The 15001-nt window shown below is 54.1% G+C and carries 9 protein-coding genes; 5 read left to right on the top strand and 4 right to left on the bottom strand.

All coding sequences use genetic code 11. The features are described 5' to 3' along the window. Nucleotides 1-245, bottom strand: a 245-nt coding sequence (locus ACI9KD_RS04145; RefSeq protein WP_414979894.1) for an acyl-CoA dehydrogenase family protein, incomplete at its 3' end; no start/stop codon positions are given. A gap of 143 nt (nt 246-388) precedes the next feature. Here ACI9KD_RS04145 and ACI9KD_RS04150 point away from each other — a divergent pair. After that, entirely contained in the window at nt 389-1393 is a 1005-nt protein-coding gene (locus tag ACI9KD_RS04150) for an AraC family transcriptional regulator (protein WP_414979895.1), read from the top strand. Nucleotides 1394-1458: 65 nt separating this feature from the next. Continuing rightward, entirely contained in the window at nt 1459-4317 is a 2859-nt protein-coding gene (locus tag ACI9KD_RS04155) for a DUF748 domain-containing protein (protein ID WP_414979896.1), read from the top strand. Between the two features lie 3 nt (nt 4318-4320). Here the strand turns inward: ACI9KD_RS04155 and ACI9KD_RS04160 are convergent, their stop codons facing one another. Further along, complete coding sequence (locus ACI9KD_RS04160) at nt 4321-6021, bottom strand: class I adenylate-forming enzyme family protein (protein ID WP_414979897.1); 1701 nt, start codon at nt 6019-6021, stop codon at nt 4321-4323. Between the two features lie 208 nt (nt 6022-6229). Between ACI9KD_RS04160 and ACI9KD_RS04165 the strand changes: the two genes are divergently transcribed. Further along, the gene (locus ACI9KD_RS04165; protein WP_414979898.1) at nt 6230-7252 is read left to right on the top strand and encodes a phosphotransferase family protein; all 1023 of its coding nucleotides are present in this window, start codon (nt 6230-6232) and stop codon (nt 7250-7252) included. Here the strand turns inward: ACI9KD_RS04165 and ACI9KD_RS04170 are convergent, their stop codons facing one another. After that, on the bottom strand, nt 7253-8944 hold the full coding sequence (locus ACI9KD_RS04170; RefSeq protein WP_414979899.1) for a DUF3336 domain-containing protein: 1692 nt from the start codon (nt 8942-8944) through the stop codon (nt 7253-7255). It abuts the gene before it with no gap. 190 nt (nt 8945-9134) lie between these two features. Here ACI9KD_RS04170 and ACI9KD_RS04175 point away from each other — a divergent pair, with 190 nt between their 5' ends. Together ACI9KD_RS04175 and ACI9KD_RS04180 are read left to right on the top strand one after the other, a co-directional pair. Continuing rightward, a complete protein-coding gene (locus ACI9KD_RS04175; protein ID WP_414979900.1) occupies nt 9135-10202 on the top strand; it encodes an efflux RND transporter periplasmic adaptor subunit in 1068 nt (355 codons plus the stop codon). 2 nt (nt 10203-10204) lie between these two features. Next, nucleotides 10205-13261, top strand: a complete 3057-nt coding sequence (locus tag ACI9KD_RS04180) for an efflux RND transporter permease subunit (RefSeq protein WP_414979901.1) — start codon at nt 10205-10207, stop codon at nt 13259-13261. A gap of 22 nt (nt 13262-13283) precedes the next feature. Here the strand turns inward: ACI9KD_RS04180 and ACI9KD_RS04185 are convergent, their stop codons facing one another. After that, nucleotides 13284-14837, bottom strand: a complete 1554-nt coding sequence (locus ACI9KD_RS04185; RefSeq protein ID WP_414979902.1) for an acyl-CoA synthetase — start codon at nt 14835-14837, stop codon at nt 13284-13286. Between the last annotated feature and the right edge of the window lie 164 nt (nt 14838-15001).

Here is a 15001-nt window from a genome sequence, read left to right on the forward strand (position 1 = left end):
CGGGCGTAGGCGGTTTCCTCAATGATCACCTGTTCAAAACGAAAGTCGGGGTCACCCATGCCACCGTATTTTTCATCTGGCCACACCATAAGAAACCCGCGCTCCCCTGCCTTACGGAAGGCCTCCCGATCGACAATCCCCGCCTCTCGCCAAGATTCCATATGTGGCACAATCTCGCTGCTGAGGAACTTGCGATAGGCATCGCGAAACATGACCTGCTCTTCGGTAAACGCGCGGGGCAGCATTAGACTCTCCTTTCCATCAACTAGATTCAGCGGCGCAGTATGGTTTTCGCTTCAAAAGGCAACAATGACTGCCCTTAACAGAGAAATTGACCCCAAATGACAGGTCCTCTCCTGCAATCATCAATAGGACCCCAGGGACAACCTTGAGCGGCGCAAACAACAAGATCTCCGTATCGGTGCACTTTGTTCGGGCGATCCTGAAACACTGCTTGGATGCAGGCATAGACACACAGTCGCTGCTTCGCCGTCAGCGCATCCCTCCCCGTTTACTCCTTGAGCCCCAGGCGCGGATTAGTGTCCACCAACTGGCCGATCTTCAGACCAGCGCAATGCAAGCATTGGGCGACGAAAGTTTGGGCTATGCCGAGCGAGCCGTTCCATTGGGCACCTGGGACATGATGTGCCACGCCGTGATCACTTCACAAACGTTGGGGCAGGCGCTGCATCGCTATTGCCGTTTTTTCGAGTTAATGGGCAATGGAATGCCGCTACAGCTGGTTCTCGAGGGAGAGACAGCGCGGGTCGAACTAGCATCATCGGCCAGTGGCCGCGGCGCGTACTTTTCAGAACTTTGTCTGTTAAACACGCATCGGTTCGCATGCTGGCTGGTGCAAGAAGAGCTGCCACTGCGCGAAGTACATTTTGAGCATCCTCCTAGCACCAGGGCTATCGACTATCGATTGATGTTTGTCGGCAATCCAGTGAGTTTCGAGCAAGACGACACGAGCCTGATTTTTGGAGCATCACTCCTTCAAAAACCCGTTATGCAGACACCGGAGTCGTTGCGCCGCTATCTTCGCCACCCGGTTTTAACAATGCTCACCACAAGCTATGACTTTAGCTGGACAGCGAGAGTTCGCGCCCAGCTTCGCCAGAATCTATTGTTTATGCCTGAACTTCCTGATGTGGCCGCGGCACTCGATTTACACCCTCAAACTCTACGCCGCCGCCTCGCTGCTGAAGGAAACACCTTCAAACAGATAAAAAGTGATATCCGTCGTGATACTGCGTTACATTTTTTGGGGAAACGCTCTTTGAGCGTCGAGGAAGTGGCCTACCGGGCTGGCTTCTCGGAAGCGAGTGCGTTTATCAGAGCCTTTAAGGGGTGGACCGGACTCACCCCCTACGCGTATCGAAAAGGGCTATAACATAGCTCTAGATGGATTAGATTGCCCCCACAGCGGAAGCATTACCACGAGGAACGAAACAGACTATGCCATCTGCCCTTCGCACTTTAATTCGCTGGAGTCTGCGTGCTTACGTCGGCTACCTATTACTGTGTTTACTCGTCCTCATGCCAGCCATGAATATCATGGCACCTCGCATAGTTAATGAGACTCTCAATCGCAAACTGAAAAGTGAATTGTTGTTGTTCAATCCGTTTACGCTGACCCTAGAAGCGCGTGATCTTACGATCACTGAGTCTAGTGGTCATGTACCCCTGGGCTTTGAATCGCTGCGAATCAACCTGTCGCTCGAAAGCCTCTGGAGCCCGGGAGTCGTCCTAGATGCGTTTTACGTTGAGCAGCTGGATGTTCATGTACTTCGCGATGCGGGTGGCGTCTTTCACTTTTCCGACCTGATCAACAGCTCGACGGAACCAGACCCCGAATCCCAGACTAAGCCTATGGGCATAACCATCCACGAGTTATTGGTAGAGGCGCACACCCTGCGTTTCACCGATGAGAGCCGACCGGGCCCGTACACCACCGCGCAGCGCAACTTTCGCGTGCGAACTCAGAATTTGACCACGGTACCCGAGCGTCAGAGCAATGGTGATCTGGTTGTCACTGGAGATGGCGGCGGAACCATACGCTGGCGCGGAGAACTTGAGGTAGACGCCGGCACCAGCACAGGACAGGTCACTCTGGAAGACATCGACCTCACGCCCTTGTGGCGCTATGCGGCAAAGACACTCCCCTTCGTTGTGAACAGCGCAAAATTTAGCGCCGTCTTGAACTATGACGTGGACTGGAGCGGCGAATTCCAAGCAACTTTGAACGACAGCGAAGTACGCCTTCACGATGCAGATGTCAGACCCAAGGATTCGAGCGCCATTGAGAATACGTCTGTGGAGCTGGCTGAGCTTGCACTAAGCGGAATCGCTGTCGATCTGAGCCAACATTCTGTAGATCTTACTGCGATCACCGTGGCGGGACTTCGTGTCAGTGGTTTTGATGAGCAAGGTGAACCTAGTTTAATGGCTATGTTTGATCTCCAATCAGGATCCGTAAACGCCGAAGAAGCACCCAAGGCTGAGCAACACAGCACTGAGACAGCCGAGGCGCCGTGGGTACTGAGCGTCGATTCTTTTAGGCTTAGTGACAGTGAAATTCTGTGGCGAACGGCGTTTCTGACACCTGAGCTTATGCGCGTCTCGCCCCTGGATATCGAAGTCACAAAGATTGAATGGCCCGCGCAGACCCGCAGTCCCTACAGTCTTAATCTAACCATCAACGACACCACCACTGTAGATGTTACAGGAGATTTGAACATTGGCAGCGGTGATGGCAACGCCAGTCTAGGTGCTCAACAGTGGCCCCTGCCCTGGCTGAACCCTTTGGTGAGCGAACAAGCCCGCGCAAAATTTGGTCGAGGCAACTTATCGCTCCAGTCGACTGTTAGCCTCCAAGACTTTGCTCCCACAAACGTTCTGGGTGTGCTACAAATCGACGACTACAGTACGGTTCTTGAGGAAACCGGTGAAGAGGCTTTCACCTTCCAAACATTGAGACTCGATGGCATTGGTGTAGACCTGCAACAACAAACGCTAAACATCGAGAACATCCTGCTTCAGCGGCCATCCGGGTCATTGCATATTCGCGAAGATGGCACCATTAATGTCAACGGTATCGTGCGAAGTAGCCCCGATGACGCTACCGTGACTGAGGTCGAAGAGAGTATTGATCAAAGCGCGCCCTGGAGGGTTCAGCTCGCTAACATTGCTCTTCGCGAGGGTCGCCTGGATTTTGCTGACGCATCGCTTCCGCTGCCCTTCAAAACACTAATCGATGGCGTAGAAGCTGATATCCAGGACATCGATACCACGTCTGAAAAGCCGTTAAACCTTAAGTTTAAGGGCTCTGTAGACGGTTATGCACCCGTGGTTATTCTCGGCAGTGGCAAACCCTTTGCCGAACGACGGGACGCTGAACTGCGCTTCACATTCCGCGGCATGGACATTGCAACCATGTCACCCTATGCAGGCACCTACGCCGGCTACACGCTCGATAGCGGGACTCTGAGCCTGGACCTTCGCTATGCCTTGGATGGTCAAACACTCGAGGGAGACAACCATATAGTCATCTCTCAAATGGAGCTGGGTGAACCGGTGGAAAGTGAGTTTGCCATCGACGCCCCAGTGAAGCTCGGCATTGCGCTACTTACTGACGGCGACGGTGTCATCGATCTCTCTGTACCCATTAGCGGAGACGTGTATTCCCCGGACTTCTCCCTCGGCCCCATTATCGGCAGAGCCATCACGAATATTATTGTCAAGGCGATAACCGCGCCTTTTAGTCTGCTCGCCAGCCTGGTTGGGAGCGATGACGATCTGGAAAACGTTGCCTACCCCTTCGGGAGCAGTGCTTTGGATTCAAACGCACAACGCGCTGTGGAAGCACTCGGTGAAGCCCTTGTAGAACGCCCCCAGCTGAGCCTGCAGATCGTCGGCGGAGTTGACCCTGTCAGCGATGCGACGGCACTCAAAGAAAGCCTACTAAGAACAAAGCTACTTGCAGAAGGTTTTGATGAGGCAATGATAGACGCGCAGACGGGGAAATTCCTGGAAGCCTTGGAAACGCGTTATCAGGGGCTGCCCGACAAAAGCGGAGCCGTGATCAACAATGACTCAACGGATGATCAAGTGATCGTGGAGCCCGCGGCGATGTGGCGTGCTCTCGTGGACAGCACAGAACTGCCCTCAGGAGCGCTTCAGGATCTGGCCACCGCCAGGGCTGCGACGGCAAAACGCGAGCTGGTCACCGTTGGCGGCATCGACCCAGCTCGCATCTCTATCAGCTTTGGCGCTGATCTAGTTAAGAGCGGCGTGCAGATGATAGTGGGTAGCTAAACTCTAAACGGCATCCGCAAGGTTCAGGGAATCCTGCAAAGCTCGTTTCACAAACTTGCCATTCGCATTGCGGGGTAGAGGCTCTGATAGCAACCAGAGATAGCGTGGAATCTTGAATGATGCGACATACTGCTTGCAGTGTGCTCGCAATGCCTCCGGATCTAAAGTCTCGCCCGGCACAACATAAACAGCAGCACCGACTTCTTCTCCTAAACGCTCGTCGGGCACTGCAAAGGCGACACACTCAGCAACTGCGTCATGGTGAAACAAGGCATTCTCAACCTCTGCGCAGTACACGTTTTCGCCACCCCGAAGAACCATGTCTTTAGCGCGATCAACAAGATAGATAAAACCATCATCATCGATGTAGGCGATATCGCCAGTGCGCAACCATCCATCAACAATGCTTTCGGCAGTAGCTTCAGGACGGTTCAAGTAACCCCGAACGACCGGCGCACCTCGTACCACCAGCTCACCTATTTCATTGGCAGGCAAATCAACTCCATCTGCGTCAATACACTTAGCTTCAAACGTTGGCATCGCCGGTCCGACGCTAGTCGGTCGATCGAGAAAGAATTCCAGCGCGAGGGCTGCAATAATTCCACAGGTTTCGGTCATACCGTACCCCGTGTTTGGGCGTGTACCGGGCATTGCCACTGGTACCTTGCCTACCAGGTCCGGCTGCATCGCTGCTCCGCCGCCACCAATAGTTTTGAGAGACGACACGTCTCGCGCCGCAAAATCCGGATGCATAATGATCTCGCGCGTCATCATTGGCACCGCACTAAAAGTAGATATCTTTTCACTTTCGATGAGACGCAGCGCCTCTCCAGCGTCCCACTTGTACATATGCACCAAACACCCGCCCACTAGCGTTGCCGCATGGGCTACGCAGTTATTGGCGGTAACATGGAAAAGCGGCGTCGCCACCAAGGCCCGAATCGGGGCATCACTACCCGGCGCAGCGGGCTCTACTCCAGCGGCATAGGCCAGGGCTCTTGGCTGCACGGAGTTGATGAAAGCGACGTTCATTACATTGTTAACACAACCTCGATGCGTTAGCTGAGCGCCTTTGGGGCGTCCAGTCGTTCCTGAAGTATAAAAAATACAGGCATCAGAATCTGTATCGATCTGCACATCGGGAAGGTCTCCCCCTCCTGCCACCAGCGTCTCCCAACTTTCAGCCCAATCGGGAACCTCGGCTTTAGGCCGCACTGCGACTACACGCATCGCACTAAACTTGTCTCGCAACTCATCAAACCGTTGGAGCCGCTCCTCATCCGCGATAAGCACCTTGGGTTCCGAATCTTGCAGCGCGTACCCCATTTCATGGGGAACCCACCAGGCATTCATGCCGACCACCACTGCACCCATGCTTGTGATCGCCCAATAGGCCAACATCCATTCAGGGTAGTTGCGCATCGCGATAGCGACGCGATCACCGGGCTTAACACCTAGGCCCGCCAGAGCATTCGCAACCGAGGCAACACGGCGGTGCGCCTCGGTATAACTGATTCGTTCGTCCTGATAAATCAGGTAATCGTTGTCACCATGTCCCGCCGAAGCTAGCCAGAGATCCCTCAGGGAATTCGGCGCGTGCACATAACTCAGGATCCCTACACCGTTCACCGTCGCTCGATGGACTTCAAACATTTGTCCCGGCGCTGTAAATTCGCCCCAAGCTTTCTTTAGCTCTGCGTACATATCTCTTCCCTGTGGTGTCTTATTTTATGAGCGGCTGGCAAAGTCCAGTGCAGCCACTTTCGGCTCAGGAGCATAGCCGTAGAGCAGCGAAGTGACAACTTTTCACCGCCCAGAACACCCCCTTCACAAATCCACCGAGCGTCTTACAATTGCAAGCGCGGGCAAGCTGCTGCAAACTCGCCCGCTCGGACGATAGTCAGAGCAGATCATGAGCACACAAACTCTTAACCTCGAAGCACTTCAAACTTACCTGCAAGACAAGTTGCCTGGATTTTCCGGACAGTTGCGCGCCGAAAAATTTGCCGGCGGTCAGTCGAATCCGACTTTCCTGCTCAGCGATGACACCCAGAAGTGGGTTCTGCGGCGAAAACCACCGGGAGAACTTTTGGCGTCGGCGCATGCGGTGGACCGAGAGTATCGTGTTCTCAGCGCACTTTGGGATACCGATGTCCCGGTAGCGAAAACCTATTTACTGTGCGAAGACGATAGTGTCATCGGGTCCATTTTCTACATCATGGAGTATCTCGAGGGTCGTGTGTTTTGGAATCCTGAGTTACCGGAAGTGGCATCAAACGAGGAGCGCACCGCGATTTACGATGATATGAACAGGGTGCTCGCCGCACTTCATAGCGTTGACCCCGCGAGTGTCGGCCTCCAAGACTTCGGCAGGCCCGGGAATTATTTTGAGCGCCAACTCGGTCGCTGGACCAAGCAGTACCGCGCCTCTGAAACCGAGCACAGTCCGGCGATGGAGCGATTGATGGAATGGTTGCCTACAAACATGCCCGAGGACGATGGTCTGGTAAGACTGGTACACGGGGATTTTCGTCTGGACAATCTGATGTTCCATCCTACTGAACCCCGTATTATCGGCATTCTCGACTGGGAGCTATCAACACTTGGTCACCCCCTCGCGGATCTCTCGTATCAGGTTATGGCGTGGCAGATGCCCGTCGGGGACGGATTGCGGGGACTGACCGGCTGTGACCGACCAGCCCTGGGCATCCCATCCGACGATGAATACGTTGCCAGCTACTGCGAGCGCACCGGCCGTGCCGATATTGCGCATTGGAGTTTTTATCTGGTGTTCTGCTTTTTCCGCCTGGCAGCGATTTTGCAGGGCGTTAAAAAACGCTCTCTCATCGGTACCGCATCAAGTGCTGAGGCAACCGCCAAGGGCGCTTTGGTAGAGCCCCTGGCTGAGATGGGTGTTCTTTACATCGACAAGTGATCAGGCGGCATCACTCACCGGCTCACTCTCTTTAGATCTTCGACCCGCCAGGCGTGAACTTTGCGCCTGGCCCTTAGCTGCTTTTTTCGGCGCCCTTTTTACCGCAGTCTTACGTGCCGGCTTTACAGCTGCAGCAGCTGCTGTTTTGCCCAAGCGCTGCGAGCCGGTCTCGCGCATCGCTTCCCGATCCGAACGCGTGGGCGCAGGGCGACGACGCGAGGCTCGCGGCCGCTGATAAACATCCCCCTGAGGCCGTAAGTCACCGTACTCAAAGCGGTGCAGAATCTCTTCCATGGTGCGTGAGATCTTTGTACAAGTGCGAATCGATTCCACAGCAGGAAACGCAGATCGCTCACCGGCTTCCATCAAATACATGAGTTCTTTTTCAGATAAATGCGCGAGGATCTTGCCCGGATTATACCAACGGAAACTCGGCACAATATTAATATCACCACTGTACTCCTGATCCATGAGTGCATGCACGCCATTGAGCAACAGGTTAAAACGCGGCCAGGTATCGCCTTGTCGCTGCGCCACCCCTCGATAGAAGTTAAGCATCTCTCGCCCCATGCCCACCCCAAGCGAACCAAGAGCGCGAGTCAGTTGACTACGCTCTTTACCGCCGTTTAGAAACGGTGTGGCTATAGGGTTTACCATGCTCACGATATAGTGATTGGTACTGTATAGCCGCGACAAACGCTTGGCTGGCAGATCATCAGCAATACTACCGTCTACCCAACGACGTGTGGGTAGATAAGGTTGCGCCTCCTCGTGCACGTTCTTGGCCATGAGTGTTACCGGCGGGAAAACGCCCGGCACCGCACAGGAAGCCATCACTGCTGATCGTACAAACACATTAGGAGAGGTAATCGCATTGAGGAGTCGCGAGCGCTGGTGAGGCTCTGCGGGAGCAACGGTAATGCTGATTTGCCGTCCGGTCTTCTCGTAGGCTTCCTGAAACGTCAGGTTCGGCACAAGCCGCGCAATAATCTGCTCAAGGTCCCCCACATCAATCTGTGGGTTGCTACCTAAAAACATCCGCGAAAAAACACTCGCTTCCCGCTCAGCCTCAAAATAAACATTTGCCGGATCATAAAAATGCTTAAGTTCTTTGTCCGTGTGCGTACCGACGACGCCGGCCACCAGGGAACCGGCACTAGCGCCGGAAATCACCCGAGGCAGTAGATTCTGTTCAAGCAGCGTCTTCACAACCCCCAAATGGTAAAAACCCAGTACGCCACCACCGCTGAGCATTAGCGCCGAGCGTCCAAAACAAATATTCGACCGGTAGAAAAAATCCATTTTCTGCCGAATATCAATCTCTTTGACGTCCAGGTCAGCCAGATAGCGAAGGGCATCGTCAACCTCATCGATGTATTGTTCGATGAGTTGCTTGGTCCCATACTTCGCACGGCGGTACAATGAACTGCGCCCCATACCACCCATGTTCCCGTGGATACCCTCATTCAGAGTAAACATAAGTCCCTGATAGTCATTGCGAACCCGGAGACTCCGCAGACGATCAAGGCGCAGGCGAATCTGCGCGTAATCGTACTGACGACTCTGGTCCACATCACGCCAGCGCTTAGCACCACTTTGTTCGTCATGCAGCATGGCGATGTCCGACCAATCCTCGTAATTCAGGGCCGCATCCATAGTTTTCTCAATCTTTTTAAGCTTTCGCGACGACATCGGTTCTCCTGGTGCGCAAGCGGGTATGTGCGCAGCATAACGCACCTTTAAGCGCTATAAACATTACCTAAAGTAACAAACCAAAGAGCCAAGCCTAGCACTCCCATCACATATCATGATGCATTTGGACCGTACAGACTCTAAACTTCAGTAACACCGATCGGCTATCGCCTAAATAAAGGATACTGTTTTGCGCGCCTATCTTGTCGTCGCCGCCCTTCTTCTGGTACTGCTCGGAGGCACTGCCCTCTACATCCAGCAGAGATTCTCCGCCATGGCTTCTGGAGACTACGCTGCACCTCCCATCACCATAGCTGCAAACACCGCTGAGTCCCGGCCCTGGCGCGAGACCATTGATGCTGTAGGGACCATTCGTGCTGCACGGGGAATATTACTGACGGCGGAGACCACGGGAGATATCACCGCGATACACGTGGAATCCGGGGACAACGTCGACCTCGGCCAATCCTTAATCGGCATCGACGAGGAGTTTGAAGTCGCCACGCGACAACGGCTGGAAGCGCGCTTGCTCCTCGCAGATCAGCTGTATCAGCGAGATGCCCGTTTGATCAAAGAAAACTCCATTCCCCAAAGCCAACTGGACCAATCGCGTGCGGATTTGCAGTCCGCGCAGGCAGAACTCGCTGAAGTGGACGCCACCCTCAAGAACAAGCGTATCAGTGCGCCTTTTCCGGGACGACTTGGGATTTTTCAGGTACGCCTTGGAGACTACGTGGAGGCCGGCACGGCCTTGGTAACACTGCAGGACCTGTCACAACTGGAGCTAGACTTTTCGGTACCGGATCGCTACGCCCCCTTGATGCAACCGGGACTGACTATTAACCTGCGTACTGCCGCTTATCCCGACCGTGTTTTTCTAGCGACCTTGCGGGCAGTGGACTCCCAAGTTGATGAGAACACCCGGAATTTGCAGATTCGCGCCAGCGTGGATGAAGGTGAAGGACTGCTACCGGGCATGTTCGCGGGACTTGTTATCGACCTCAATCGCGAGACGGAGCGCGTATTTGTGCCCGAAACAGCCGTAAGTTATTCGCTGCAGGGTAACCTTGTGTACGTGATCGAAGAAGATGATGAAGGCCTCTTCGTGAGTCCGAGAGTTGTGAAAACCATCGCGGCTAACAACGGTGAAGTGGCTATCGCCAGTGGTGTTGCACATGGGGAGCGCGTTGTTACAGCGGGGCAAAACAAACTGTATCGCAACGCTCGCGTACAAATTGACCCCGATGCCGGTATCTAGCTATGCGCTTCACAGACATATTTATACAACGACCCGTACTGTCCATCGTGCTCAGCTCGCTGATCCTCATTGCAGGACTTGCGTCGCTGGCCAAGATTACGCTGCGGGAGTTCCCAGAACTCGAACGCAGCGTGATTTCTGTCACCACCGTTTATCCGGGGGCAAATTCCAGAACTATCCAGGGCTTTGTAACCACTCCACTACAGGTGAACATTGCGGGCGCTAGAGGCGTTGAATACATCAGCTCATCTAGCAATCCCGGGGTCTCGTCCATTTCGGTTCACGTGCGCCTCGGTGAAGAAACCTCAAACGTGCTCACCGAAGTCATCGCCAAAGTGAACGAGGCCCGGGATGAGCTTCCAGACGATGTACTGGATCCGGTGATCTCAACCACCAGCGGCGGTGATGCGATGATGTACCTCGCATTTGTAAGTGAGCAAATGACGCCGTTTCAAATCACTGACTACCTTCTCCGCAGCGTGCAACCTGAGTTAGCCACGATTGAGGGCGTCGGCAAGGCCGGTATTTTTGGTCGTTATCTGGCGATGCGCATCTGGCTTGATCCAGTTCGCATGGCAGCACTGAATGTAACGGCGAATGACGTCAACGCAGCGATTCGGCGTGACAATGTCATCAGTACTGCAGGGGCAACCGAAGGCCGATGGGTGCGCGTCACGGTGGATGCCGTCACTGGTATGCGCACCGCAGAAGAGTTTCAAGCATTAGTCGTGCGGCAGGATCAAGACAAACAGGTAAGGCTTGGCGATGTGGCCGAAGTAGAACTCGCCGCTGAAAACAATCAGACCCGCAGCGCCACTAGCGGAAGAGATGGGGTCTTTATGTCGATCAGCACAGCGCCGGATGCCAACCCACTTGCTGTATCCAGCGCCGTGCATGAAGTCCTCCCCTCCATAGCGGCAAACCTTCCCGCCGACATTGAATTGATTATGGATTGGGACAGCTCCGTTGCAATTGATGATGCACTACAGGAAGTGATCAGCACCCTTCTTGAGGCTGGACTCATTGTAATCCTCGTGATCTATCTGTTCCTAGGTTCATTGCGGGTCGTGCTTATTCCTTTGGTGGCCATACCACTGTCACTTATCGGTGTTGTGTTTATCATGCTGAGCATGGGGTTTTCGCTCAACTTGTTAACACTGTTGGCGATGGTAATTGCCATCGGACTCGTGGTCGATGATGCCATCGTGGTGGTCGAAAATGTCCACCGTCATATCGAAAAGGGAGCCGGCCCTATGCAGGCCGCGATTGACGGCGCCCGGGAAGTGGCACTCCCGGTAATCGCTATGACCCTAACCCTTGCCGCTGTCTACGCCCCCATCGCATTTATCGGCGGCCTCACAGGCGCTCTATTTAGTGAATTTGCGCTAACACTGGCCGGTGCGGTGCTCGTCTCCGGTGTGGTGGCACTAACCCTTAGCCCCATGATGGCCTCTCGTTTTTTACGTCGCCATGATGAACAGGGGCGTTTTGCCGACGCTCTGGACCGTTTTTTTCGAAGTATGAACCTTGGCTATCAGCAGTTACTGCAGAACTGTTTGAACAACCGTGGCGCCGTTTTGATGTTTACTGCGGGCATTTTTCTGAGCCTGCCTGCTCTGTTTCTCGTCAGTCAGCGCGAGTTGGCTCCCGAGGAAGACACCGGATCCCTCTACGTCGTCGGCTCTGCGCCAAGCTATGCCAACCTCGATTACGTCTCCGTATTCCTCGGTCAGGTTGTGGACATCTGGAAGGATATCCCCGAGATCATGTCATCTTGGCAAGTGGCAGAACCCGACAGCAACTTCGGCGGCCTGCAGATGACACCCTGGAGGGAGCGCAGTCGCTCTCAACAAGAAGTACAGCGAGAGCTTCAAGCAAAGCTTGGCAGCGTTGCAGGTATGGAGATGTTCACCTTTGGAGCGCCGGCATTACCGGGATCGGATTCGGGCTTACCCTTGAGCTTCGTCGTCGCCTCCACGGCAGGCTACGACGAGGTAGAGCGTGTAGGAGACGAGCTTGTCCGCGCCGCGCGGGAGTCGGGCATGTTTACTTTCGTCAAGCAAAGCCTCGATTTCAATCGACCGGAAATCAGCGTGGAGATCGACCGGGAGTTGGCAGCGCGACTGGGAATCTCAATGCAGGACATTGCGGATACGCTTGCAGTCATGCTCGGTGAAGCTGAGGTAAACCGGTTTGTCCGGGAAGGCCGCAGTTACAAGGTTATCCCCCAGGCCGGACGAAATTTCAGGTTGACTCAATCAGAGCTTGGGAAGTATTACCTGCGTACAACTGGCGGAGATCTGGTGCCTCTATCGAGCGTCATCAGCCTGAGAACGCGCGTAGAGCCCAACACGCTTTCGCAATATCAACAGCTCAATAGCAGCACACTGCAGGGCATGATGATGCCACCGAACACACTGGGAGACGGTCTGAGTTTTCTCGAGACACGTTTGCAAGACATTGCACCTCGGGGATTCCGCGCGGGCTACACCGGTGCATCCCGACGGTACGTTCAGGAAAGCGCGACATTCCCCATTCTTTTTGGCATGTCCCTACTACTGATCTTTCTGGTGCTCGCGGCACAGTTCAATAGTTTTCGCGACCCCTTGGTTGTTCTAGTGGCCGTACCACTATCAATTTTTGGCGCGATGCTGCCTATTGCTATGGGTGCAATGACTCTAAACATATACACGCAAATTGGACTATTAACACTGATCGGACTGATTGCCAAACACGGCATTTTGATTGTCGAATTCGCCAACCAACTGGTTCGTCAAGGCCACGATCGTCGTAGCGCTGTACTCCAGGCCGCAACCTTACGTCTGCGTCCAATCCTTATGACTACCTTTGCAACGGTCCTGGGAGTCCTCCCGTTGGTGCTCGCAAGCGGACCCGGGGCAAACGCGCGATTTGGTATAGGTCTAACGATCACTGCAGGCATGCTGATAGGAACGCTGTTTACCCTGTTTGTACTGCCGGTCTTCTACCTGCCCTTAAGGACAGAAACAGCGGCGGAGATAGATCCCGTAGCTGTCCCTGAGCCCATCCTAAGACTCTGAGACAGCGGCGGTTTCAGACGACCTATTCTTTTGTAGAGTCGTCTCGCGCAGCCGCGCGATATTCCTCTACGAGGTGGCGCTTATAGAGCTTGCCATTATCTAAACGAGGAAGATTCTCATTAAAATCAATGGAACGCGGAACCTTGATGTGTGAGAGTCGCTCACGGAGCCACTCCATCAGTTCGAAAGCAACTTCATCCGTAGCATCCACCCAGTTCTGCGGCTGAATTACGGCTTTCACTTCTTCGCCAAACTCGTCGTGCGGGATACCGAACACCGCGACATCCGCGACTTTATCGTGCGTTATTAGCAGGTTTTCAACTTCCTGAGGGTAAATGTTCACGCCGCCACTGATAATCATAAAATGCTTCCGGTCCGTCAGATAGAGATAGTCCTCCTCATCGAGATACCCCACATCTCCCGTCGTCGCCCAACCACGCTCGTTATAGGACTCCGCGGTTTTCTCAGGCTCATTGTGATACTCAAAGGTCGCCTGGGGGCCGCTAAAATAAATGGTTCCCACCTCACCCGGAGGCACCTCCAAACCCGCATCATCAACGACATGCACCTTACCTAATATCGCCCGGCCTACCGAACCTTTGTGCGACAGCCATTGCGCCGAATCGATAAGAGTGGCTCCCGCTGCCTCGCTTGCGGCGTAGTACTCAACAATCACCGGCCCCCACCAATCGATCATGCGCTCCTTGGTTTCAATGGGGCACGGTGCCGCTGCATGAATGGCAAACTGCATTGAACTTACATCGTACTTACTGCGCACCTCCTCGGGTAACTTCAGCATCCTGACGAACATAATGGGCACCCATTGACTATGAGTCGCACGATGCTCTTCGATAAGCTCCAAGGCACGCTCAGGTTCGAAGTGCTCCATCACAACCGTCGTCCCGCCCATGTAGAGCGCCAGCATGTTGTAGTGCAATGGAGCCGCATGGTACAGCGGCGCAGCTGACAGGTAGACCGTCTCCTCGCTAAATCCAAATGCCGCACCGAGTGTGCCCGAGAGAAAATGCGGCGTATGCACGTCATCAGAATCAGGCGGCACAAAAACACCTTTCGGCTGCCCGGTCGTCCCCGAGGAATAGAGCATCGGCACTCCGTTTGCCTGATCCTCAATCTCTGTATCAGGCTGGCCGTCCACGGCCTCCTCCCAGGACTCGAAGCCGGGACGGATACCACCAACCATGAATCGATGGTTCACGCCAGAAGCACTCGCTACAGCATCCTCCGCGACCGCTGCCACCGCGGGAGACGCTATGAACAAGCCCGCCCCGCAATTTTCCAAAATATAGGCCGTTTCATTGGCTTGCAGGTGACTGCTGATCGGCGTGTAAATAAGTCCCGCGCGCTGAGCACCCCAACATATTTCGAGATACTCCCGGCGATTCTCCAACATCAAGGCAATATGGTCGCCCTTGTTGAGTCCAAGTGATCTAAAGAGTTGAGCCGCCTGATTAGAGCGCTCGTCGAGCTCTCGATAGGTCACCATTGTGCCGCTATTGCCCATAATGATGGCTGGCTTGTGCGGATAAAGTTTGGCGGTCTCGCTAGGATGCGGCATCAGTAGATCCTCTGGATTTTTATTTGGTAAGTATGTAGATACTATAGAAAATTCTGCCGCTCAGGTACTCTGCCCACCGCCATCGCATGACCAGTCTTAGGAAACATCTCAAGCGTCACCTTAGAAACAATCGCAAGGGTTCAGCCAGCCCAAGAATTCGAGAC

Origin of the sequence: Congregibacter sp., from assembly GCF_047617445.1 — a bacterium.
Taxonomy (GTDB): Bacteria; Pseudomonadota; Gammaproteobacteria; order Pseudomonadales; family Halieaceae; genus Congregibacter.